Annotated in this window: 19 protein-coding genes; 11 read left to right on the top strand and 8 right to left on the bottom strand. The window is 73.0% G+C overall.

The features are described 5' to 3' along the window. Positions 1–95 precede the first annotated feature (95 nt). The 5 genes from AB0J36_RS15745 to AB0J36_RS15725 all read left to right on the top strand — a co-directional run bounded on the left by AB0J36_RS15745 (position 96) and on the right by AB0J36_RS15725 (position 5,014). Positions 96–1,373, top strand: a complete 1,278-nt coding sequence (locus tag AB0J36_RS15745) for a PQQ-binding-like beta-propeller repeat protein (RefSeq protein ID WP_357122749.1) — start codon at positions 96–98, stop codon at positions 1,371–1,373. Continuing rightward, positions 1,370–2,653 (top strand): PQQ-binding-like beta-propeller repeat protein, encoded by a 1,284-nt coding sequence (locus tag AB0J36_RS15740; protein ID WP_357393580.1) that lies wholly within the window; start codon positions 1,370–1,372, stop codon positions 2,651–2,653. The genes AB0J36_RS15745 and AB0J36_RS15740 overlap by 4 nt, the downstream gene beginning before the upstream one ends. A 77-nt stretch (positions 2,654–2,730) precedes the next feature. Then, complete coding sequence (locus AB0J36_RS15735) at positions 2,731–3,399, top strand: response regulator transcription factor (RefSeq protein WP_355053305.1); 669 nt, start codon at positions 2,731–2,733, stop codon at positions 3,397–3,399. Further along, positions 3,396–4,577: a HAMP domain-containing sensor histidine kinase gene (locus tag AB0J36_RS15730; protein WP_357171251.1), complete on the top strand. Its 1,182-nt coding sequence runs from the start codon at positions 3,396–3,398 to the stop codon at positions 4,575–4,577. Before AB0J36_RS15735 ends, AB0J36_RS15730 begins: the two co-directional genes overlap by 4 nt. Before the next feature lie 38 nt (positions 4,578–4,615). Then, positions 4,616–5,014: a VOC family protein gene (locus AB0J36_RS15725; RefSeq protein ID WP_357122758.1), complete on the top strand. Its 399-nt coding sequence runs from the start codon at positions 4,616–4,618 to the stop codon at positions 5,012–5,014. Between the two features lie 70 nt (positions 5,015–5,084). Here AB0J36_RS15725 and AB0J36_RS15720 read toward each other — a convergent pair whose 3' ends face one another. Beyond that, positions 5,085–7,067 (bottom strand): M36 family metallopeptidase, encoded by a 1,983-nt coding sequence (locus tag AB0J36_RS15720; RefSeq protein WP_363660798.1) that lies wholly within the window; start codon positions 7,065–7,067, stop codon positions 5,085–5,087. Between the two features lie 154 nt (positions 7,068–7,221). Between AB0J36_RS15720 and AB0J36_RS15715 the strand changes: the two genes are divergently transcribed. Continuing rightward, positions 7,222–7,725 (top strand): levansucrase, encoded by a 504-nt coding sequence (locus tag AB0J36_RS15715; RefSeq protein WP_357122764.1) that lies wholly within the window; start codon positions 7,222–7,224, stop codon positions 7,723–7,725. Between the two features lie 59 nt (positions 7,726–7,784). On the opposite strand, the gene AB0J36_RS15710 is transcribed toward AB0J36_RS15715, so the two are convergent. From AB0J36_RS15710 to AB0J36_RS15695, 4 genes are all read right to left on the bottom strand, one after another. Beyond that, entirely contained in the window at positions 7,785–8,684 is a 900-nt protein-coding gene (locus AB0J36_RS15710; RefSeq protein WP_363660797.1) for a hypothetical protein, read from the bottom strand. A gap of 167 nt (positions 8,685–8,851) precedes the next feature. After that, complete coding sequence (locus tag AB0J36_RS15705) at positions 8,852–10,912, bottom strand: 3-hydroxyacyl-CoA dehydrogenase NAD-binding domain-containing protein (RefSeq protein ID WP_357393572.1); 2,061 nt, start codon at positions 10,910–10,912, stop codon at positions 8,852–8,854. After that, positions 10,909–12,105, bottom strand: coding sequence for a thiolase family protein (locus tag AB0J36_RS15700; RefSeq protein ID WP_357122774.1), 1,197 nt, complete (start codon positions 12,103–12,105; stop codon positions 10,909–10,911). Before AB0J36_RS15700 ends, AB0J36_RS15705 begins: the two co-directional genes overlap by 4 nt. Before the next feature lie 246 nt (positions 12,106–12,351). Further along, positions 12,352–13,677: a ribonuclease D gene (locus tag AB0J36_RS15695; protein WP_357122776.1), complete on the bottom strand. Its 1,326-nt coding sequence runs from the start codon at positions 13,675–13,677 to the stop codon at positions 12,352–12,354. 211 nt (positions 13,678–13,888) lie between these two features. Between AB0J36_RS15695 and AB0J36_RS15690 the strand changes: the two genes are divergently transcribed. Both AB0J36_RS15690 and AB0J36_RS15685 read left to right on the top strand, forming a co-directional pair. Continuing rightward, a complete protein-coding gene (locus AB0J36_RS15690) occupies positions 13,889–15,091 on the top strand; it encodes a S1C family serine protease (protein WP_363660796.1) in 1,203 nt (400 codons plus the stop codon). A 145-nt stretch (positions 15,092–15,236) separates the two neighbouring features. Beyond that, the gene (locus AB0J36_RS15685; RefSeq protein ID WP_363660795.1) at positions 15,237–16,082 is read left to right on the top strand and encodes a hypothetical protein; all 846 of its coding nucleotides are present in this window, start codon (positions 15,237–15,239) and stop codon (positions 16,080–16,082) included. Between the two features lie 31 nt (positions 16,083–16,113). On the opposite strand, the gene AB0J36_RS15680 is transcribed toward AB0J36_RS15685, so the two are convergent. After that, positions 16,114–16,686, bottom strand: coding sequence for a DUF3000 domain-containing protein (locus tag AB0J36_RS15680; protein ID WP_357122786.1), 573 nt, complete (start codon positions 16,684–16,686; stop codon positions 16,114–16,116). A gap of 136 nt (positions 16,687–16,822) precedes the next feature. On the opposite strand from AB0J36_RS15680, the gene hemE reads away from it, so the two are divergent. The 3 genes from hemE to hemQ are packed head-to-tail and all read left to right on the top strand — an operon-like array spanning position 16,823 to position 20,035. After that, positions 16,823–17,920, top strand: a complete 1,098-nt coding sequence (hemE, locus tag AB0J36_RS15675) for a uroporphyrinogen decarboxylase (protein ID WP_357122789.1) — start codon at positions 16,823–16,825, stop codon at positions 17,918–17,920. A 7-nt stretch (positions 17,921–17,927) separates the two neighbouring features. Beyond that, positions 17,928–19,337, top strand: coding sequence for a protoporphyrinogen oxidase (gene hemG / locus AB0J36_RS15670; protein ID WP_357122792.1), 1,410 nt, complete (start codon positions 17,928–17,930; stop codon positions 19,335–19,337). After that, positions 19,334–20,035, top strand: a complete 702-nt coding sequence (gene hemQ, locus AB0J36_RS15665; protein WP_357393570.1) for a hydrogen peroxide-dependent heme synthase — start codon at positions 19,334–19,336, stop codon at positions 20,033–20,035. Before hemG ends, hemQ begins: the two co-directional genes overlap by 4 nt. A 344-nt stretch (positions 20,036–20,379) precedes the next feature. Here the strand turns inward: hemQ and AB0J36_RS15660 are convergent, their stop codons facing one another. Both AB0J36_RS15660 and AB0J36_RS15655 read right to left on the bottom strand, forming a co-directional pair. Further along, entirely contained in the window at positions 20,380–20,886 is a 507-nt protein-coding gene (locus AB0J36_RS15660) for a GNAT family N-acetyltransferase (protein WP_363660794.1), read from the bottom strand. Positions 20,887–20,977: 91 nt separating this feature from the next. Further along, positions 20,978–22,108, bottom strand: coding sequence for a lytic polysaccharide monooxygenase (locus AB0J36_RS15655; protein ID WP_357122801.1), 1,131 nt, complete (start codon positions 22,106–22,108; stop codon positions 20,978–20,980). Positions 22,109–22,119 lie beyond the last annotated feature (11 nt).

Raw genomic sequence — 22,119 nt, 5'->3', positions numbered from 1 at the left:
AGGCGAGGATGCGTCGCTTTTGCCGGGCCGGTACGCCCACGGCCGGTTTGCCGGGCCGCACCCGGTCGGTTGCGCCGGCGATGGAGGGACGGTCCTTGTCGATCATCGAGCTGGGCGAGATCCGGGACGAGCCTCCGTCGCTGCCGCCGGTCCGCCCGCCGCGCGCCGCCGGCCGCCCCCTGCGTACCGTGGCCGTGCTGCTGCTTGCCCTGGTCACCCTCGCTGGCGCGACACCGGTCCGGCACCGTGCCGTCACGTCGGTGCCGACCGCGCCGGGCGCCTCGGCGTACCTCACCGAGGATGGCGTCGTGGTGGTCGACGCGTCCACGCCCACCGGGGACCGGTACCTAAGCGTCTACGACCAGGCCGGGCCGGCGGGCGGAGACGGCGTACGGCGTCGGTGGCGCGCGGCGCTGGAGCGCAGCGGTGACTACGTGACCGTGTGGATCCAACGCGAAATGCTGCTGGCGGTGGGTGTCAGCGTCGCCAGCGGTGTGTTGGAGACCACCGCCTACGACGCGCAGACCGGCCAGCGGCGCTGGCGTCACCCGGGGATCGCCCAGCGGGCGACCGACGGGGGCATGCTCCTCGCCAACGACACGGGCGACGCGCTGGGCACGGTGAGTCGGGTGACGCCCGACACCGGCCGGCTCCTGTGGTCGGTGCCGGTTCCGTTCGGTGGCACCGAATTCCACCGGCAGGGCGGGCAGGTCGACCAGATCGTGTTCGTCCAGCCGACCGGTGAGGTGCAGGTGTACGACGCCGACACCGGGGACCTGCGACACAGCGTCGACACGTTGCCCGGTGATCGCTCGGCGTTCCAGCGGGTGCAGGTCGTGGACGACCTGGTGCTGCTCGTACCACCCGGCAGCACCGAGCTGGTCGCCTTCCGGCTGCCCGCGATGGAGCGGGCCTGGACATCGCCGGTGCCGCTGGTGGCCTGGGCGGTACCGTGCGCGGATCTGCTGTGCGCGGTCCAGCAGACCGGCGGCATCCAGACCATCGAGCCCGCCACCGGCGCGGTCCGCTGGTCGGACCCGGGGCCGGACATGCTGGTGGACGTCCGGCGGGACAGGCTGCTGGTGGCCACGTCCGAGCAGCAGTACGCGGTGCGCGACGCGCGGACCGGACGGGAACGCGCCGAGTTGGGCCGGTGGCAGCTCGTGAACCAGGTACGCAGGGAGGACGCGCTGCTCGGCGTACACCCGACGTCCGACGGTCGGCTCGTCGTGGCCGAGCTGGACCTCACCGCCGGCCGGACGCGGATTCTGGACGTCCTGCCGGAGGTGGCGGGCGGGTGTCAGTCGGCGCGGCCCGTCCTGCTCTGCCGACGGCTCGACGGCTCGACGGCACTCTGGAGGTTGTCCCGGTGAGCGATGCGGTGATCGACCTCGGGGAGCTGCGGGACGGGTCGGACCCCGATCCGCTGCCCCGCCCACCGTGGAGGAGGGGGCGTCGGACCCGCACCGCGCTCGTCGCGCTGCTGGTGCTCGTCGGCCTCGCCGCGTCGACGCCGACCGCCCCGCGTGAGGTGGTGACGCTGCCGGCCGGGCCGGGCGCCGACGCGCTGGTCACTGACGATCTGCTCGTCCTCGTGGAACCGCTGTCCGAGCCGGGACAGCGGCAGGTCCGGGCCACCCGCCTGCCCGGCGGCGAGCTGGCCTGGCGGGCGTCCCTACCGACCGAGGGCCGGTACTGGGGGGTCGCGCAGCAGGGCGAGACGCTGCTGGTCACCGGCCACGAGGTCGGCGCGGACGGGCAGGGGACGCTCACCATCGCGTTGGACCGCCAGACCGGGGCGTACCGGTGGCAGCAGCCCGGCAACGCCACCGGGCTCTCCGACGGCGCTCTGCTGCTGTGGTCGGCGGGCGAGAACGGTGGCGCGCTGCGCGCCGTCGATCCGTGCTGCGGCACGGTGCGCTGGCAGATGTCCGTCGATCCCGGCGTCGACCTGTCGTTCCACGAGGGTGGGTACGGGGTGGACCGTCTGGTGCTGCGCCACCCCGACGGGCCGACCGAGATCCGCGAGGCGGCCACCGGCGTCGTCCTGGCCCGTGCCGACGTCCGCCCGCCCGGCGGTTCGGGCGCCGTGTCCGTGCAGCCGCTGGGCGACCTGCTCGTCACCATCGGTGGCCGTACCGCCATGATCACCGCGTACGGCCTTGACGACCTGCGGCAGCGCTGGAGCGTCCCGTCCGGCGAGGCGATGTTCGCGAGCGACTGCGGTGTCGTCATCTGCGTGCAGACCCGCTCCGGCGGCGTACGGACGATCGACGCCGCGACCGGTGCGCCGCGCTGGAGCGACGACCGCTGGGGATGGGTCTGGCCGTCCGCCGGTCGGCTGCTCGCCAGTTCGGTGGGCAGCTCCCCGCCGGGCGTCGAGAATCTCGTCGTGCTCGACGCGCCGACCGGCCGGGTGCTCGCGGAGCTGGGACGGTGGGAGGTGGCGCAGTACGCCTCCGACGGTCCTCTGATCGGTGTACGCCGACACCCCGGCGGCGGGCTGCTCGTCGCCCGGCTGGACGTCCGTGCCGGCACCGTGCGCACGTTGGACGTGCTGCCGGGGGCGGGCGGGGAGTGTCAGACCCTCACCGGTCAACTGCTCTGCCGGCGGCGGGACGGCGACTTCGGGTTGTGGCGGTTGCCAAGCTGACCACCGGCGGCCCCACGAGGGAGGATTGCTTGCCCGCCGGCACTAGGTTGTCGGTGGTCAGCAGCGAGGAGGCCGGGATGCGGGTACTGGTGGTCGAGGACGAACGCAACCTCGCCGACGCGATCGCGCGCGGGTTACGCAAGCGGGGCATGGCGGTCGACGTGGCGTACGACGGTGACGCCGGCCACGAGGCGGCGTTCGTCACCCGGTACGACGTGGTGGTCCTCGACCGCGACCTGCCCGGCGTGCACGGCGACCAGATCTGCGCCGACCTCGCCGCCTCCGGGGCGCTGACCCGGGTGCTCATGCTGACGGCGAGCGGCACGGTGGCCGACCGGGTGGAGGGGCTGCAACTCGGCGCGGACGACTACCTGCCCAAGCCGTTCGCGTTCGACGAGCTGGTCGCCCGCGTGCAGGCGCTGGGTCGGCGGGCCACCCCGGCCGCGCCGCCGGTGCTCGAACTGGCCGACCTGGTGCTCGACCCGGCCCGCCGGGTCGCCACCCGCGCCGGTGTGCCGGTGGACCTGACGAACAAGGAGTTCGGCGTGCTCAGCGAGCTGCTCAAGGCCCGCGGCGCGGTGGTGTCCAGCGAGGAGCTGCTGGAGCGGGTCTGGGACGCCAACACCGACCCGTTCACCACCATCGTCCGGGTGACCGTCATGACCTTGCGCAAGAAGCTCGGCGATCCGCCGTTGATCGAGACGGTGGTGGGGGCGGGCTACCGCACCGCCGAGGTGCTGCCGTGAGCCGGCCGGCACGGCTGCGGCCCACCCTGCGGCTGCGGTTGACGCTGCTCAACGGCGTACTGCTGGTCGGCGCGGGCGCGATCCTGGTGCTGCTGGCCTGGCTGCTGGTGCGCGACGCGCTGCGGCCCACCGATGAACTGCTGCCCGGCACGACCGTGCTGCTTGCCGACGGCGGCGAGTTGGACGCCGCCCAGTGGCAGCGTCAACTCGTCGACTCCGCCTCCGGGGAGTTGCTGGCCAAGGGCCTGGTCGCGCTGTTGGCGATCAGCGTGGTGGGGGTCGCTGGCGCGTACGCGGTGGCCGGCCGGGCGCTGCGACCCCTGCACCAGGTCACCGCGACCGCCCAGCGGCTCGGTGAGGCGACCCTGGACCAGCGCATCGGCTACTCGGGCGCGGACGACGAGGTGGCCGAGCTGGCGAAGACGTTCGACGCGATGCTGGACCGGATCGCGTCCGCGTTCGAGGCGCAGAAGCGATTCGTGGCGAACGCCTCGCACGAGCTGCGTACCCCGCTCGCCGTCATGCGGACCGAGATCGACGTGACGCTCAGCGACGACGACGCGGACGCCGCCGAGTACCGCCGGATGGCGACCGTGGTGCGGGACGCCTCGGAGCGCGCGAACAGCCTGGTGGACGCGCTGCTGGTGCTGGCCCGCAGCGAGGCCCAGGCCGGGGGTCGGCTGGGCCGGCGCAGCGAGTGCGACCTGGCCACGGGCACCGCCAACGCGCTGTCCGCGATGCGCCGCGAGGTCGACCGGATCGGCCTGCGGGTGCAGACGTCACTGGAGTCCGCCCCGGTGGTCGGCGACCCGGGGCTGCTGGACCGGTTGGCCGGCAACCTGATCGAGAACGCCGTCCGCTACAACCACCTGCACGGCCGGCTGTGGGTACGGACGGGCACCGACGGCGACCGCTCGTGGCTGGTGGTGGGCAACACCGGTTTCGAGGTGGACCAGGCCGACGTGCCGGGGCTGTTCGAGCCGTTCCGGCGCGGCGGCCGGGAACGTACCGGCGCGCGCGGCTCCGGCCTGGGGCTGTCCATCGTCCGCGCGGTCTGTCAGGCGCACGGCGGAACGGTCCGGGTGGTCGCCCAGCCCGGTGGCGGCCTGGAGGTGACCGTCACCCTGCCGGCGGTGGACGCCCCGGCGGTACCGGGCCCGGTGGCCATCAGCGGCTGAGCGACGATTGCGCGACATCACCCTCGTGGAGGACCACTGTGAGTTCGACGATCCACAACATCAGCATCGACTGTGCCGACACGTACGCCCTGGCCGGCTTCTGGTCGAAGGTCTTCGACTGCCCGATGCAGCCGGACGACCTTCCCGGCGACCCGGAGGCGATGCTGCTGCCGCCGGGCGGCCCGGAGGTGCTGTTCATCGCCGTGCCCGAGGGCAAGGCGGTGAAGAACCGGCTGCACCTGGACCTGCAACCCGCCGACCGGACCCGGGCCGAGGAGGTTGAGCGACTGCTCGGCATCGGCGCGACCCTCGTCGACGATCAGACCAGGCCGGACGGCGCCGGCTGGGTGGTGCTCGCCGACCCGGAGGGCAATGAGTTCTGCGTGCTGCGCAGCGCCGCCGAGCGGGCGGCGACCCCGGCGGGGCCGGCGGGCTAGACGCCGTCGGCCTGGTGCCGTACGGCGGGACGCCGCAGTCGCGACGCCCCGCCGTACCCATGCCGGCGCGTCAGCGCCGGGGCACCGAGAAGTCCTCGGTCGGAGTGGTGTCGCTGGCGCCGTCCGTACTCGCGTGCACGCCCATGCCACGCGCGGCGAAGACCCGCCAGATCTCCCGCTGCCCGCGACCGTGGTTCACCACCCGGTCCGCCAGCAGGATCGCGTCGCGCATGTCCAGGTAGGACGGGTCCGACGGCGACAGCTCCATCGCCCGGGTGATCAGCGAGCGGGCCATGCGGCTGCCGATCGCGGCACGCAGGTCCCAGAGCGTCTGTGCCCAGATCTCACCGTCGGCGTGGATCTCCGGCTCGGTGGTCCCCGGCACGGTCGACGAGTTGCGGATCTTGCCGTAGTCGCCGTACGTGTAGCCGCCCGTGCCCGCGGCGGGGTTGCCGGCACACACCGGCTCGGTGCTGTGCACCGGGCAGTCCATCGCCTCGCTACGCACCGAACGACCGCCCAGGATGTAGTCGCCCTCGCGGACGTCACCGTCGACGGCGTCGTCCCGCTCGAGACCGCTGTCGACCAGGTAGTCCAGGCCGTACCAGTCGCTCCACGCCTCGTACATCGCCTGCGCCTGGGCGCTGATGAGGGTCGAGTTGCCGTTGGCGTCGACCACCAGCCGGTCGGACAGTCCGTGGGTGTACTCGTGGTAGAGGATGTCCGCGGTGTCTCCCGAGTTGCCGGCGAGAACGCTTGCCGACTTGACGAACAGGTACATCTGCATGCGCGGCGCCATGCCGTCCGGCGGGGTCGTCATGTTGGCGTTGTTGGCGTGCTTGCTGTCCGGCAGGCCGTTGGCGGTGTCCGCGCCGTCCATCGCCTCGGCGACGACCGCATCGCCGTCGACCGCCTCGAAGTTGCCGGCCGCCCGGGTGAAGCCGATCGGTGCGGCCGCGAGGTGGTCGTGCCAGGTGCCGAGGAAGGAGAAGAGCTGCGCGGCGTTCTGCTCGCGGTTGGTCTGCCAGGAGTACGGCACCGCCGGATTCCACGAGCACTGCCGTTGCGCCGAACACGGGGCGCCGACCTGGTCGGAGAAGTTCGTGAACGGGAAATCGAAGCTGCTCGCGGCGTTCGGCGCGACCTCTTCCGACGCCTGGGCGACGTTGTCGGCGTTCACGTCGGAGTAGACGTGCCCGACGTTGCCCTCCAGCCGGGTCGCGTTCGGCGGCAACCACCTGTTCAGGTCGACCGTGCGCTGGCTTCCGCCGACCGGGGCGCCCGGGTAGTTCTGCCACGTCGTCGCGTGGTGGTTGGCGACCATGCTCCGCTGGAAGAGGACGCTGCCGTCGGCCGCGTCCAGCACGCTGAGGTAGCCCCCGGCCATGTCGATCACCTCCCAGGCCAGTCTCGGGCCGGCCTTCGTGTTGAAGACGACCTGGCGGGCGCGACCGCCGTCGGAGAAGGTCGCGGACGACGTGGTCCGGGAGCGCACGGCCGCGGCCGGCACGCCCGACACGGTGCGTACCGCGGCTCGGTGGGCGGCGACGGCGTCCACGCGCGCCGCGCCGAGCGTGGCGGGCAGCCCGGCCAGCGGCACGCCGTCGACCGCGATCAGGCGGCCGTCCCTGGTGACGTGCGCCTTGAGGCCGTTGCCGACGACGTCGACCCCGTTCACGCGCTGTACGAAGCTCAGATGGTGGGTGCCTTCGATGTCGACGTAGTCCTTGCGCAGCCGCAGGGCGGCGATCTCGGCGGCGGTCAGGCCGACGGCCGAGCGATGGGCCGCCAGATACTCGCGGGCGATCCGCTCGGGAGCGGCAGCGCTCGGCCCGGTCAGGTAACCGTCGAGCCGGGCCAGCCGCCGCAGCGTCGCGGTGTCGCGGTCGATCTCGACGATGCCCTCCGCGCCGAGACTCGCCCGCAGCGAGTTCGCCGCCTCGGCGACCCTGCCGCCGGGGGGAGCGGCCTGCGCGTTGATCGGCAGCAGCGCGGACGCGAGCAGGACGCCCGCCGCCGCGGCGACACCGCGTCGGATGATGGTTGAGCCCACTCTCGTACTCCAATACTTATGCAGGCATCAATGACGCGACAGACGCTAAAGGTCCGTAATGGACAGCCACTTGATCGGCGATCATGGCAGTGGCGGGGTGCGCGCCCGGTGCTGTTAGATGAGCGGCCACAGCAGGGTGAGGGGTGTGTGGCGGATGGACACGACGGCGATGGAGCCGGTGCAGGCGTACCTCACCGCGACCGGTGACCGGCTGCGGGCCGACGGTTGCGAGGTGCGGATCGAGGACTGGGGTGGCACGCCGGTGCTGATCGGCTACCGGGGCGACTTCAGGATGCGGTGGATGGCCACCAAGCTGCACCTGTTCACGATCGCCGCGCCGACGATGCGGGTGACGGCCGACGTCCTGGAGGCGTTCAGCACCTCGGCGATGGATTACGTGCTGGCGCGCAAGGGGCAACTGCGGGGCTTCCAGAACGGGGTGGCGGTGCTCCCCGCCCTGGTCGGCCTTGAGGTCGAGCCGGCAGCCGCGGCGTGGGCCCAGGAGAAGCAGCGGCTGAAGTTCGCCGCGCTGGCCCGTCCGGTGGCCGTGGACGCCCGTACCGGCGTCGCCGCCGCCTTCCGAGGGAGCCCCACGCTCGGCTTCATCTACGCGGCTCACCTACGCGGCAAGCTCGACGCGTACTTCCCGGTCGCCTGACGGCGGTACGGCGGGGCCCCGGTCACCCTCGGGTGGCCGGGGCCCGGTCGTGCGTTCGTTCAGGATCGCTGCTCGATCTGACCCCGGACGCCGACGAACTCCGCCTTGGCCTCTGCGGCGGTCTTGAAGTACATGACCACCAGGCCCACGCTGCCCCGGTCGGCCCAGACGCAGACGCCGAGGGGGACGCTCTCGGCCTTGCCGTCGCCGCAGCGCGCGTCGCCACCCAGCGGCCCCGCCTCGACCGCCGCCATGTTGGTCACCGACAGCTGGCTGGCGAGCCCGGTCACCGCCTCGTCCAGCTCCTTCTTCGGGTCGGCCATCACGCCGGACACCGCGGCGATCAGGACGAGGTCCTGCTTGGTCGGATCGCCGTAGAACGCGCCGACCGTGCTGGTCTCGTTCTGCACCTCGGTCTTCATCTGGGTGACCATCTGGTCGGCGACCGTCTGCAACTGCGGGTCGGTGTTCTTGGCCCGGCCGGCGAGGGCGGCCGGCGCGACGACCCGGGTCTTGGTGGCGTCGACGACGTCGCCCACCTCGTCCTTGACCGCGAACCAGGTGATCGCCGCGCCGCCGAGGCAGAGCACGAGCACGACGGCCAGCACGATCAGGAGGATCTTGCCGACGTTCGACTTCTTCGGCGGCGGGCCGGCCAGGTGCGGGCCCCCGTAGGGCTGCCCCGGCTGCGGGGGCGGGAAGCCCTGCTGCTGCGGCCAGCCACCGGGCTGCTGCGGGGGCGGGAAGCCCTGCTGCTGCGGCCAACCGGGCTGCGGCGGGCCGGGCTGCTGCGGCGCTGCCGGCTGGCCCGGCTGGTACGGCGCTGCCGGCTGGCCCGGTTGGTACGGCGCTGCCGGCTGGCCCGGTTGGTACGGCGCTGCCGGCTGGCCCGGCTGCTGCGGCGGGAGGGGGGAGTCGTGCGGCGGCGGCCCGAAGGGGTTGGCCGGTGGCTGGGACATCAGTCAGCTCCAGGATGGGGTGCGAAACGCGTGATCGTAACCCGGTCAGGGCACCCGTGCGGTACCGACCGGGTCCCGCGGGCCACCACGACCGCCCGCAAACGGTCGCGGTGACCGGCCCGGTCCACGAGGGACGGTCCGGCCACCGCGACGGAGGAGCTGATCGGTCAGGCGGGCAGGCTCGCCGCCCCGCGCGGCAGGAACCGCCGGCCGGTGACCCGCTCGGAGGTGCCGGTGCGGTCCAGGTACGGCGTGACACCGCCCAGGTGGAACGGCCAGCCGGCGCCCAGGATCATGCACAGGTCGATGTCCTGTGCCTCGGCGACCACACCCTCGTCCAGCATGAGCCGGATCTCCTGTGCGAGCGCGTCGAGCGCGTTCTGCCGTACCTGCTCGGCGGTCAGCGGCTCATCGCCCACCACCAGCAGCTTCGCGACCTCAGCGTTGATCTGGTCGTCGACGACGAGCGGCTGACCCGAGTCGGCGATCCGCTTCAGGTTCTCGCTGACGTCGTACCGGTCCGGGTACGCGGCGTGCAGGGTGCCGCCCACGTGGTACGCCACGGCCGGCCCGACGAGCTGGAGCAGGGCGAGCGGTCGCATCGGCAGGCCCAGCGGGTCCAGGGCGCTGTCCGCGACGTCCAGCGGGGTGCCGGCGTCCACGGCGGCGAAGACGGTACCCAGGAAGCGGGTGAGCAGCCGGTTCACCACGAACGCCGGGGCGTCCTTGACGAGCACGCTCGACTTCTTGAGCTGCTTGCCGACCGCGAACGCGGTGGCCAGGGTGGCGTCGTCGGTGCGCTCGCCCCGGACGATCTCCAGCAGCGGCAGCACCGCCACCGGGTTGAAGAAGTGGAAGCCGACCACCCGCTCCGGGTGCTCCAACTCCGCCGCCATCTCGGTGATCGACAGCGAGCTGGTGTTGGTGGCGAGCACCGCCTCCGGGGAGACGATCTTCTCCAGCTCGGCCCACACCTGCTTCTTGACGCCCAGGTCCTCGAAGACCGCCTCGATGACGAAGTCAGCATCGCTGAAGGCGCTCTTGTCGACCGTGCCGCTGACCAGGCCGTACAGCTTGGCGGCCGTGCCCTTGTCCATCCGGCCCTTGGTGACGGCCTTCTCGATCTGGGTGTGCACGTAGCCGACGCCCTTGTCCACCCGGGCCTGGTCGAGGTCGGTCATGACGACCGGCACCTGGAGGCGGCGGGCGAACAGCAGCGCCAACTGGCTGGCCATCAGGCCGGCCCCGACGATGCCGACCTTGGTGATCGTGCGAGCAAGGCCCTTGTCCGGTGCGCCGGCCGGGCGCTTGGCCCGCCGCTGCACCAGGTCGAAGGCGTACAGGCCGCTGCGCAGCTCCTCGGAGAAGACCAGGTCCGCGAGGGCCTCGTCCTCGGCGGCGGTGCCGGCGGCGAAGTCGCCGTCCTTCGCGATCTCCAGCAGGTCCAACGCCTTGTACGCGGCCGGTACCGCGCCGTGCAGCCGCTGGTTCAGCGTCTCCCGGGCGAAGTAGAGCACGCCCGCCCACATGTCCTTGTCGACCTCGGGCCGGGTCACCGTGACCTGGCCGCGCACCACACCGGCGGCCCACTCGAGCGAGCGCTCCAGGAAGTCGGCCGGTTCCAGCAGCACGTCCGCGATGCCCAGCTCGGCGGCCTGCTTCGGCTTGAGCATCTTGTTCTGCATGAGCGGGTTCTGGATGATCACCTGCGTGGCGGCGGGGATGCCGATCAGGTTCGGCAGCAGTTGCGTGCCGCCCCAGCCGGGCACCAGACCGAGGGAGACCTCGGGCAGGGCCAGCGCGGCAGCGCCGCCGGAGAGCGTCCGGTAGTGGCAGTGCAGCGCCAACTCCAGGCCGCCACCCATGGCCGCGCCGTTGACGAACGCGAACGTGGGCACGCTGCTGTCCTTGAGCCGGGCGAAGACCCGGTGACCGAGCCGACCGATCTCCAGCGCCTGCGCGCGGTCGGCGAGCTGCGGCAGGCCGACGATGTCCGCGCCCACGCAGAAGATGTACGGCTTGCCGGTGACCGCGATGAACGCCGGGTCGGCGGCGAGCGCGGCGCTGATCGCCTCGTCCAGGCTGGCCAGCCCACCAGGGCCGAACGTGTTCGGCTTGGTGTGGTCGAAGCCGTTGTCCAGCGTGATCAGGGCGGCCGGACGGTCCAGCCCCGGCACGCTCACCTGGCGCAGCAGCGCCCTGGTGACGACCTCGTTCGGTGCCTTCACTTGTCGCCACCTTCCCAGTTCGGGTTCTCCCAGATGACCGTGCCGCCCATGCCGATGCCGATGCACATCGCGGTCACGCCGTAGCGGACCTCGGGGTGCTCGGCGAACTGGCGGGCCAGCTGCGTCATCAGCCGTACGCCGGACGAGGCGAGCGGGTGGCCGATGGCGATCGCGCCGCCCCACGGGTTGACCCGCGGGTCGTCGTCGGCGATGCCGAAGTGGTCGAGGAAGGCGAGCACCTGTACGGCGAACGCCTCGTTCAGCTCGAACAGGCCGATGTCGTCGATGGTGAGCCCGGCCAGGCGCAGGGCCTTCTCGGTCGACGGGATCGGGCCGACGCCCATCACCTCCGGCTCCACCCCGACGAAGCCGAATGACACCAGCCGCATGGCGACCGGCAGGCCCAGCTCGCGGGCGGTCGCCTCGTCGGCGAGCAGGCTCGCGGTGGCGCCGTCGTTCAGGCCGGCCGCGTTGCCGGCGGTGACCTTGCCGTGCGGGCGGAACGGGGTCTTCAGGGTGGCGAGCTTCTCCATCGAGGTGTCCCGGGGAGCCTCGTCCACTCCGGCCAGACCCCAGCCGCCCTCGGCGTCGCGGATGGACATCGACACCAGGTCGTCCTGGAGCTTGCCGTTGGCGTACGCCTTCGCCGTCTTCTGCTGCGAGGCGAGCGCGAACGCGTCGGTGCGCTCCTTGGTGATGTGCGGCACCAGGTCGTGCAGGTTCTCCGCGGTGGCGCCCATGACCAGCGCCGACGGGTCCACCAGCTTCTCGGCGATGATGCGCGGGTTGGGATCGACGCCCTCACCCATCGGGTGGCGGCCCATGTGCTCGACGCCGCCGGCGATGGCGACGTCGTACGCGCCCATGGCGATGCCGCTGGCCACGGTGGTCACGGCGGTCATCGCGCCGGCGCACATCCGGTCAATGGCGAAGCCGGGAACGGTCTTGGGCAGGCCGGCCAGCAGCGCGGCCGTACGGCCGATGGTGAGGCCCTGGTCGCCGATCTGGGTGGTGGCAGCGATGGCGACCTCCTCGACCCGCTCCGGCGGGAGCTGCGGGTTGCGGCGCAGCAGTTCCCGGATGCAGCGGATCACCAGGTCGTCGGCGCGGGTGTTGGCGTACATGCCACCCGCCTTGCCGAATGGGGTACGGACGCCGTCGACGAAGACGACATCCCGAACTTCACGGGGCACTTGAGCCTCCTAATCGACCACAATTCGGCCTCCGCACCGCTGGGCGGCGCTCCGGACCGAACGAGCGTCGGCCGGGCGGGGCACGTCACCCGGAATGCTACTCGCCAGTAACCAACCCCGTCCCCACGCCCCACTGTGGCCCACCCCACACCCCCCGTCCCACCTCGCTGCTCATGAAGTTGTTGTCACGACACGCCGATGGCGATGGCGATAACTTCATGATCAACGGCGGGGGGAGGGGGTGGGTTAGGGGATGGGGTTGGGGGCCAGGGCCTCGGTCAGGTGTGCGTTGAGCAGGCCAATCTGCCACTCGCGGGCGTTGAAGCCGCGGAGCGCCTCTGCCACCGTGGCCTCGGTGATCTCCTCCGGAGGAGTCCAGGCCAGCCGACGTACCGAATCCGGGGTGATCAGATTTTCCGGGGGCAGGTTGTGCTCGCCCGCGAGACGGACCACCACCTCCCGGCAGCGGGCCAGGCGACCGGCCGCCACCGGGTCCCGCTCGGCCCAGCGGTGCGGTGGGGGTGGCCCCTCCACCGTCGGGGTGACCGGCAGGGCGTCGTCCGGCAGCTCCCGGGCGTCGTCGAGCGCGGCCAGCCAGGTACGGGCCAGCCGGCGGACCGATCGGCCGCCGAAACCGGGCAGTGTCAGCAGCGTCTTCTCGTCCTTCGGGTCCAGCTCGGCCGCCGCGACGATGGCCGAGTCGGGCAGCACCCGACCGGGCGCGGCGTCCCGTCGGGCGGCGATCTGGTCCCGGGCGTACCACAGGGAGCGGACCCGGGCCTGAGCCCGCGCCCCTCGCACGCGGTGGATGCCGGACGTGCGCCGCCAGGGCTCGGCACGCACCCGGGGCGGGCGTGCGCCGGTACGGACCAGGGCGGCGAACTCCTCGGCGGCCCAGGCCGACTTGCCCTGCCGTGCCAGTTCGGCGTCGAGCGCGTCGCGCAGATCGGTGAGCATCTCCACGTCGAGCGCGGCGTAGGTCAGCCACGACTCGGGCAGCGGGCGATTTGACCAGTCGGCCGCCGAGTGGTGCTTCTCCAGGGTGTAGCCGAGTAGCTGCTCGGTCAGCGCGGCCAGGCCGACCCGCTCGAACCCGGCCAGCCGTGCGGCCAGTTCCGTGTCGAACAGCCGGCGTGGGCGCAGCCCCACCTCGGCCAGACACGGCAGATCCTGGCTGGCCGCGTGGAGCACCCACTCGGCGTCGCCGATCGCCGCGTCCAGCGTGCTGAGGTCGGGCAGCGGCAGCGGGTCGATCAGCGCCGTGCCGGCGCCCGCGCGGCGTAGCTGCACGAGGTACGCGCGTTGGCTGTAGCGGTAGCCCGAGGCGCGTTCGGCATCGAGGGCAACCGGGCCGGTGCCCGCCGCGAAACGGGCCACGACCTCGGCGAGTTCGGCCGGGGTGGCCACCGGTTCGGGGGTGCCGTCACGCGGTGCGGTCAGCGGAACGGGCCCACCGTCGGTCGGGTCGGGCCCCTCGCCCGCCGGCTGCGGCTGGGCCGACGGCGGGTGCTGGGGTGCGTGTCCCGGAGGTTCTGCGGTGGGCCGACGGCGCAGGGGTGGTTCGTCGGTCACCTGCCAACCCTAGTGCGCGCACCGATCCCGCGTGCGCAGCCGGTCCGGCGTGTGTCGACCAGGTGTCCGCAAGGCGTCCTTTCGGATGCCGGACATCGGGGGAGACAAAGCCCGTTCGCGCAGGTACGGTCCATCGAGCCGTCGGCCCCGATCGGGTGGACATCCGGGATGACGGCCGCACGGGGAGATCACGGGGAAGGGCAAGACGATCATGACGGCTGGTTTCGGTGCGGGCGACGGGCGACCGATGGGCGCCGACCCGGACGGCATGAGCGGTTCAGCCGCCGAACGGCCCGGTCCGCTGCCCCCGCGCATCGAACCGCATCCACCGCTCGGCGCCACCTGGTCCGGCACGCCGGGCGGCACCGAGCAACCCATGGCCGTCCCGACGCCCCGCACCGGTTGGTCGGCGCCGCCCAACAGCGGGCAGTGGGGTCAGGGTCCGGTTCCGGCCGGCCCGCCCGCCGCGCCGCCGGGACAGGCGCCCTACCCGGCGGGGCCCGCGCCGTACGCCCCGGTCGCTCCCGCGTCGTACGGCGGTGGTTACCCGCCCGCCGGAGACCTGGCCAGCGCGCCGCCGTACCCCGCCGGCCAGCCCGGTTGGCCGGGTGTCACCCCGCCGCCGGTGCGACCCACCCGACGCCGCTGGCCGGTCGTGCTGGCCACGGTGCTCGTCGTCGCGTTGGCCGCCGTGGTCGGTGTGCAGGCGTACCAGCTCGACCGCCTCGGTGACCGGCTCGCCGCCACCGACGGCCGGCTGGCGCAGGCCCAGGACGGCGACGGCGCCCGCCTCGACGGCCTTGAGAAGCGCGCCGACGCCCTGGAGAAGCAGGCCGGCGCCGCGTTCAACCCGGAGGCGGTGGCCAGCGCCGTACTGCCCAGCGTGTTCCGGGTACGCGCCGGCCAGTTCACCGGCAGCGCGTTCGCGGTGGGCAAGCCGGCGGCCGGCGGCGGCACCAACCTGTTCACCAACTTCCACGTGGTCGAGTCGGTGTGGGAGGGCGGCGGACGCGAGGTCTTCCTGGAGCGCACGGACCAGCGCTTCCCGGCGACCATCGTCAAGGTCGACAAGACCAACGATGTGGCGCACCTGCGTACCACCGGCAAGTTCACCGGCCTGGTCACCGCGCCCACCGCCGTGAAGTCCGGCCAGCAGATCGTCGTCGTCGGCGCTCCGCTCGGCCTGGAAGACAGTGTCACCACCGGTGTGGTGAGCGCGTTGCGCGCCGCCCAGGGTGGCTCCGGCCCGGCCATCCAGTTCGACGCGCCGATCAACCCCGGCAACTCCGGCGGCCCGGTGATCAACGGCAGCAAGCAGGTGGTCGGCATCGCCACCGCCAAGGCTCGCGACGCCGAGGGCATCGGGCTGGCCGTACCGATCAAGGTCGCCTGCGACGGTTTCAAGATCTGCTGACCCGCGGCCTCGGCCGCTCGCGCCACCCCACGGCCCTCCGGGCCGTCCCCAACCCCGTCCGGGTCCTCGGCCCCGGACGATCCCGACGCTGCATCCGGTCCGTCGCGCCCACCGGCGGAGGACCCGCTCACCTGGAGGAAGAAACATGTCCCAGCCACCGACCGGCCCGGAGGGCACCCCGCCCGCCGCGCCGACGCCGCCGGCCGCCACCCCGCCGGCCGGTGCGCCCGACGCCGACGCGACGGTGCCGCACGCGGCGGTGCCCCAGCCGACCGGCACCGAACCGACCGCGCAGTACCCGACCGGTCAGCCCGCCCCGCAGCAGTACGCCCCGGGCCAGGCGATGCCGCCGCAGCAGTACGCGCCGGGCCAGGCCGCCCCGCAGTACGGCGCCGGCCAGACGACCGCCTACCCGGCCAGCGCCCCGCCGTACGCCGGGCAGCCCATGTCGGCCCCGCCGGTCTCCGGCCCGGCGTACGGGCAGCCCATGTCGGGCCCGCCGGTCTCCGGTCCCGCGTACGGGCAGCCCATGTCGGGCCCGCCCGGTACGGCGCCGTACGGCGCTGCGCCGGCCCCGCGGCGCAGCCGCGCCGTGCTGGTGCTGGCTCTGGTGGCCACGCTGCTCTTCCTCGTAAGCGGGGTGATGACCGGGCTGTTCGTGACCAAGAACAACGAGCTGAACCGGACCGAGAAGCGCCTCAACGTCCAGGTCAGCCAGCGCGACGGCACCATCGCGGCCAACACCACCGAGATCGGTCGGCTCAAGACCGAACTGCAGGTCATGCAGGACAAGCTCGACAACACCGAGCAGGATCTGACCGGTACCCGGAACGACCGTGACGAGCAGACCCGGCAGAAGAAGGTCATCGCCAGTTGCCTGGACAAGCTGACCACGGCGCTGGGCGCGGCGGCCGCCGGCAACAAGAGCAAGTACGACGCGGCGATGAAGGGCCTCGACAAGGTCTGCGACGAGGCGGAGAACTACCTCTGATCCGCCGCGCCGCCCGCCGCCACCCCCGCCCTCAGGCGGTGGCGGCCGGGCGGCGGTCGGCGAGCGCGGTGACCCCGGGCGGGGGCAGACCGGCCGTAGAGGCGAGCAGGGTGCACCACCCGAGCAGGTGGGGGGCCAGGTTGTCGTCGACGGGTGTCCAGGAGGCGCGGATCTCGATGTCGCCGGCCGTCGGTGGGCCGGCCAGGTCACCGAACCGGGTCGACATGGTCTGGGTGACCGTTCCGCCGATCGCGCGGTGACGGGCGTCCTGCGTGTCGAGGGCGTCGGTCAGCCACGTCCAGCCGACCCCGGGTAGCAGCGGGTCGGCGGCGAGGTCGACCTCCAACTCGGCCGTCACATAGGTGACCAACCGCAGGGTGCCCTGCCACGCCTCGTGCCCGGCGGGATCGTGCAGCAGGATCAGCCGCCCGGTGGCCACCTCGTCGCCGTCGCGCAGCACCGTCGCGGAGAGCGCGAACGTGTACGGCGCGAGTCGTTGGGGCGCGCCGACCTCCTCCAGGGTGATCTCCGGCCGGGGCGCCGGCGACCGGAGCCCGGCGACCGCGCGGGCGAAGGTCTCCGGGAGCGCGATCGGGGGGGCCATGTCGGCAGCCTATGCCGCCGTGTGGTCGCCCGCTTCGACGGCGCGCCGACACTCGCGAGAGGCGTCCGGGTGTGGAACGTGCCCTTCCTCTCACCCCCACCCGGTCCGAGGTGGGCGGCGTGGCACGATTGCGGCGATGACCACGGATACCACGGGCACTGCCGCCCGAGACGGACACCCGCGCCCCGGCGGCCCGGCCGACTCGCCCTTCGTCCGGGCGTGCCGGCGTCGGCCCGGCCCGCACACCCCGGTCTGGTTCATGCGCCAGGCGGGACGCTCCCTTCCGGAGTACCGGGAGATCCGGGCCAACGTGCCGATGCTGGAGTCGTGCCGCCGCCCGGAGCTGGTCACCGAGATCACCCTCCAGCCGGTGCGCCGGCACGGGGTGGACGCGGCCATCCTGTTCAGCGACATCGTGGTGCCCGTCGCCGCGGCCGGGATCGACCTGGACATCGTGCCGGGCACCGGCCCGGTGGTCGCCGAGCCGATCCGTACCGCCGGCGACGTCGAGCGGATCCGCCCGATCAGCCGCGACGACGTCCCGTACGTGGACGAGGCCGTCCGGCAGCTCGTGGTCGAGCTGGGCGACACCCCGCTGATCGGCTTCGCCGGGGCACCGTTCACGCTGGCCAGCTACCTCGTCGAGGGTGGCCCGTCGCGGACCCACGCCAAGACCAAGGCCCTGATGTACGGCGACCCCGAGCTGTGGCACGCGCTCTGCGCCCGGCTGGCCGAGGTGACCCTGGCCTTCCTGCGGGTGCAGATCGAGGCCGGGGTGTCCGCCGTACAGCTCTTCGACTCGTGGGCCGGCGCGCTCTCCGAGGCCGACTACCGCCGTTACGTGCTGCCGCACTCGACGGAGGTGCTCAGCGGGTTGGCGGACGCCGGTGTGCCGCGCATCCACTTCGGGGTGGGCACCGCCGAGCTGCTGGGCGCGATGGGTGAGGCCGGCGCGGACGTGGTCGGCGTCGACTGGCGTACGCCACTGGATGTGGCCACCGGCCGGATCGGGCCGGACCGGGCGGTGCAGGGCAACCTGGACCCGGCCGTGCTGCTCGCGCCGTGGCCGGTGGTCGAGGCCGAGGTACGCCGCATCGTCGAGCAGGGCCGGGCCGCCCCCGGGCACGTGTTCAACCTCGGCCACGGTGTGCTGCCGGAGGTCGACCCGGACGTGTTGACCCGGGTGGTCGCGCTGGTGCACGAGGTGTCCAGCCGCCGGGCCGACCAGGGCTGAGAAGGCGATGCGGCAGCCCTGGCGGGTGGCGGTGGTCGGCGGCGGGATCGCCGGGTTGGCCGCCGCGGTCCGCTTGCGCGACCGCGCGCCGGAGGGCGCCGAGATCACCGTGTACGAGCAGTCCGGCGCGCTCGGTGGCAAGCTGCGCACCGGCACGCTGGCCGGTGGACCGGTGGAGTTCGGCGCCGAGTCGTTCCTGATGCGCGACCCCACCGGGGCCGAGAGCGCGGCGGTGGCGCTGGCCCGCCGGCTCGGGCTTGCCGAGAAGATCGTGCACCCCACCGTCGGGCAGGCCGCGTTGGTGGTCGACGGGGGGCTGCGCCCCATCCCGGGCGGGACGCTGGTGGGCGTACCCGGGGATCTGGATCGGGTGGCGGCGGTCGCCCGGCCGGCGGCGGACGCCGACCTCGACGGCGGTCGGCCGCTGGTCGGGCCCGACGCGGACGTCTCGGTGGGCGCGCTGGTCCGCTCCCGCTTCGGTGACGAGGTGGTCGACCGGCTGGTCGACCCGATGCTCGGCGGCGTGTACGCGGGCCGCGCCGACGACCTGTCCCTGGTCACCACGATGCCGGCGCTGGCCCGCGCGGCGCGGGTGGAGCACACCCTGGTCGGCGCGGTCCGGGCCGCGCAGGCCGCCGCCCCGCGCGCACCCGGCGCCCCGGTCTTCGGCACCCTGGCCGGCGGGCTGGGCACCCTCATCGAGGCGGCGGTGACGGCCAGCGGCGCGACGATCCGACGGGACGCCGCCGTGCGCGAGGTGACCCGGACCGACAGTGGCTGGCGGCTCACCGTCGGCCCGACCCGCGATCCGCAGAGCGTCGACGTGGACGCCGTGGTGCTGGCGGTGCCGGCCCGGCCGGCGGCCCGCCTGCTCGCCGGCCCGGCCCCGCAGGCCGCGTCGGTCGTCGGCGAGCTGGACTACGCGAGCGTCGCGCTGGTCACCCTGGCGCTGCCGCAGCCGCCGCTGCCCGAGCTGTCCGGCTTCCTGGTGCCGAGCACCGAGGGGCTGCTGATCAAGGCGGCGACGTTCTTCACCACGAAGTGGGGGCACCTGCGGCGGCCGGACGGGCTGGCGCTGGTGCGCGCCTCGGTGGGCCGCTACGGCGAGGAGGCGCAGCTCCAGCGCCCGGACGCCGACCTGGCCGCGACGGTGCACCGGGAGCTGTCGGCCGTGCTCGACACCCCGCTGCCCGCCCCGGTCGACGGGCACGTGCAGCGGTGGGGCGGCGCGCTGCCGCAGTACACCCCGGGGCACGCCGACCGGGTTGCCGCCGCGCGGACGGCGCTGCGGGCCGCGCACCCCACCCTGGTCCTCGCCGGCGCCGGCTACGACGGTGTCGGCATACCGGTCTGCGTCCGCTCCGGCGAGACGGCGGCCGACGAGATCATCACAGCACTGGGAGGATCGGCGAGATGAGCGAGCAGACCAACGCGGCCCGGCTACGCGAGCTGAACGACAGCATCCGCTACACGATGTGGTCGGTGTTCCGGGCCAGCGGACCGCTGCCGTCGCTGCGGGACAACGTCACCGGTGAGGTCGAGTCCCTCTTCGACGAGCTGGCCGGCAAGGACGTGGTGATCCGGGGCGTGTACGACGTGGCCGGCCTGCGCGCCGACGCGGACGTGATGATCTGGTGGCACTCGGCGTCGAGCGACGCCCTCCAGGACGCGTACCTGCGGTTCCGGCGCACGACGCTGGGCCGGGCGCTGACCCCGGTGTGGTCGCAGATGGCGCTGCACCGGCCGGCCGAGTTCAACAAGAGCCACATCCCGGCGTTCCTGGCCGGCGAGGAGGCCCGCCCCTACCTGTGCGTCTACCCGTTCGTGCGCTCGTACGAGTGGTACCTGCTGCCCGACGCCGAGCGGCGTGAGCTGCTGGCCGAGCACGGGAAGATGGCACGCGGCTACCCGGACGTACGCGCCAACACGGTCGCCTCGTTCGCGCTGGGCGACTACGAGTGGATGCTCGCGTTCGAGGCCGACGAGCTGCACCGGATCGTCGACCTGATGCGGGACCTGCGCGCCTCTGGGGCCCGCCGGCACGTCCGCGAGGAGGTCCCGTTCTACACGGGCCGCCGCCGCTCGGTCGCCGAGATCGTCAACTGCCTGGTCTGACCCTCGCCGCCCGCAGCTCTCACCCCCGCCCGGGCGCGCGCCCAGCCCAGCCCCCGCCCTCCGCCCTCGCGATCTTGCCCCTTCTGCCCTGCCCCGCCCGGCCTTCCCTGCCCCGCCCACGCCCTGCCCCGCGATCTTGCACTTTCTGTCGCGACGAAAGGGGCATAGGCCGCGATCTGGCAACCGAAAGTGCAAGATCGCCGCACCGGCTGCCCGATCTCGTCGATCATGGGGTCGTGGTGCCTGGTTTGCCCGCCCGTGGGTGCTTTGTCGACCACCACAACTCCATGATCGACGCGGCGGGACGGGGGGTGACCGCGGCGCGGGGTGGCGGGGGGTGTTGGTTAGTGCGAGGGGGTGGGGCGGAGGGGGCGGAGCATGATCTGTTCTCGGCGTATGCCGTCGGGCATGAGGTCACCCGGCTCGTCGGTCAAGCGGAAGCCGGCGCGGTGGTAGAGGGACTTGGCGCGCGCGTTGTCCACCCTGACGCAGAGCCGTAGCCGCTCCGCGCCGCGCTTCTGGGCCCAGTGCGCCACCTCGTTCACCAGGCGGTCGCCGACACCGCTGCCGCGAGCGTCGGGATGCACCCACATCGAGATCAGGTCCAGCGTCAGCGGGTCCGACGTGGGTACGCCGCTCGACATCCCGACCGGACGCCCGGCCAGGGCGGCCACCAGGTTGAGTGAGCCGGGGATGCTCAACCGGTCGCGCCAGCGCTGCTCGCGATCGCCGTCACCCTGCCAGTCGGCGAGCCGTGAGCCGAACGCGTCCGGCGCCTCGGCGAGGGCGGCCAGCCGTAGCTCCCGCCAGGTGGGCCAGTCGTCGGGGGTGAGCACCAAGATGTCGATCATGCGGAGATGGTGCCCGGACGGATCGCCGGGCACCATCGCATTCCCGCCGTCCGGCGCCGCGCCCCCGCCCGGGTGCGGCACCGGACGGGGATCAACTGGTCGCCGTGCAGGAGACCAGCGGAACCGGGTTGCTGCCGTTCCACGAGCCGAGCAGACCGAATGTCGTACTCGCTCCGGCAGCCAGCGTGCCGTTGTAGTTGACGTTGCGCGCGGTGACCAGCGTGCCGTTCGTGGTGACGGTGGCGCTCCACGACGAGGCGACCTGCTGGCCGTTGTTGTAGTTCCAGCTCACCGACCAGCCCTTGGTGGGTGAGCCACCGGCGGTGACCTTCACCTCGGCCTGGAAGCCGCCGGACCACTGCCCGGTGATCTGGTACGTCGCCGTGCAGGCCCCGGCCGGCGGCGGGGTGCTCGGCGGGGGAGTCGTCGGCGGGGGAGTGGTGGGCGGCGGCGTCGTCGGCGGGGGCGTGGTGGGCGGCGGAGTCGTCGGCGGGGGCGTGGTGGGCGGCGGGGTGCTGGTGCCGCCACCGAAGTCCACGTCACTGCACAGGTAGTACGACTGGTCCAGGTGGCTCGCCTGCCAGATGGTGTAGACGATGTGCCGCCCGGTCCGTCCCGGTGCGCTCACCGGGATCTGGATGGAGACGCCGCCGGTGTCCTTGTCCCACTGCGACGCCGGGGTGTTGCCGATCTGGCCGGCCAACTCCAGGTCGTTCCAGCCCAGCGGCTGGGTGGCCGAGTTGAAGCCCTGCTTCGTCACGTACACCCGGATGTAGTCGGCGCCGTGGCTGGCCTGATCGAAGAAGCGCAGCCGGAAGTTGTTCGCCACCGAGGTGGTCTTCCAGGCGCCGACCGTGTCCATGGCGTTGTAGCGGCCGTTCTGGGTCCGTCCGCCGCTGCACAGTTGGCCGTTCGGGATCGCGCCCTGGTGGTTGCCGGCCACACCCTCCCGGAACAGGCCGTTCCAGTTCCACATGGCCTGCGGGTCGGCCTGCCAGGCCTGCCAGCACATCGGGTCCTCGGTGGCCATGCGCGGGTTCTGGAAGTCACCACCCCAGCGCTGCCAGCAGCTGTAGTTACGCGAGGGTGGGTCGACGACCGAGCCGTGCGCGGAGGCGGATGGGACCAGCGAGACGCTCAGCGCCGTGGTCAGCAGGAGCGTGGCGGCTGCCGCGATGGCGAGCGGCCGGAGCACGCGTGGTGTTCGGGCGATTGTGGACATGGAGCCCCCGG

The sequence above is a fragment of the Micromonospora sp. NPDC049662 genome (genome assembly GCF_040675055.1).
Taxonomy (GTDB): domain Bacteria; phylum Actinomycetota; class Actinomycetes; order Mycobacteriales; family Micromonosporaceae; genus Micromonospora.
This window is presented reverse-complemented; position numbering and strand designations above follow the sequence as displayed.

Excerpts from the sequence above, each read along its gene's own strand:
- AB0J36_RS15685 (WP_363660795.1), top strand. The coding sequence starts at position 15,237 with ATGTCCCAGCCACCGACCGGCCCGGAGGGCACCCCGCCCGCCGCGCCG.
- hemQ (WP_357393570.1), top strand. The coding sequence starts at position 19,334 with ATGAGCGAGCAGACCAACGCGGCCCGGCTACGCGAGCTGAACGACAGC.
- hemG (WP_357122792.1), top strand. The coding sequence starts at position 17,928 with ATGCGGCAGCCCTGGCGGGTGGCGGTGGTCGGCGGCGGGATCGCCGGG.
- AB0J36_RS15655 (WP_357122801.1), bottom strand. The coding sequence starts at position 22,108 with ATGTCCACAATCGCCCGAACACCACGCGTGCTCCGGCCGCTCGCCATC.
- AB0J36_RS15690 (WP_363660796.1), top strand. The coding sequence starts at position 13,889 with ATGACGGCTGGTTTCGGTGCGGGCGACGGGCGACCGATGGGCGCCGAC.
- AB0J36_RS15710 (WP_363660797.1), bottom strand. The coding sequence starts at position 8,684 with ATGTCCCAGCCACCGGCCAACCCCTTCGGGCCGCCGCCGCACGACTCC.
- AB0J36_RS15735 (WP_355053305.1), top strand. The coding sequence starts at position 2,731 with ATGCGGGTACTGGTGGTCGAGGACGAACGCAACCTCGCCGACGCGATC.
- AB0J36_RS15660 (WP_363660794.1), bottom strand. The coding sequence starts at position 20,886 with ATGATCGACATCTTGGTGCTCACCCCCGACGACTGGCCCACCTGGCGG.
- hemE (WP_357122789.1), top strand. The coding sequence starts at position 16,823 with ATGACCACGGATACCACGGGCACTGCCGCCCGAGACGGACACCCGCGC.
- AB0J36_RS15680 (WP_357122786.1), bottom strand. The coding sequence starts at position 16,686 with ATGGCCCCCCCGATCGCGCTCCCGGAGACCTTCGCCCGCGCGGTCGCC.
- AB0J36_RS15715 (WP_357122764.1), top strand. The coding sequence starts at position 7,222 with ATGGACACGACGGCGATGGAGCCGGTGCAGGCGTACCTCACCGCGACC.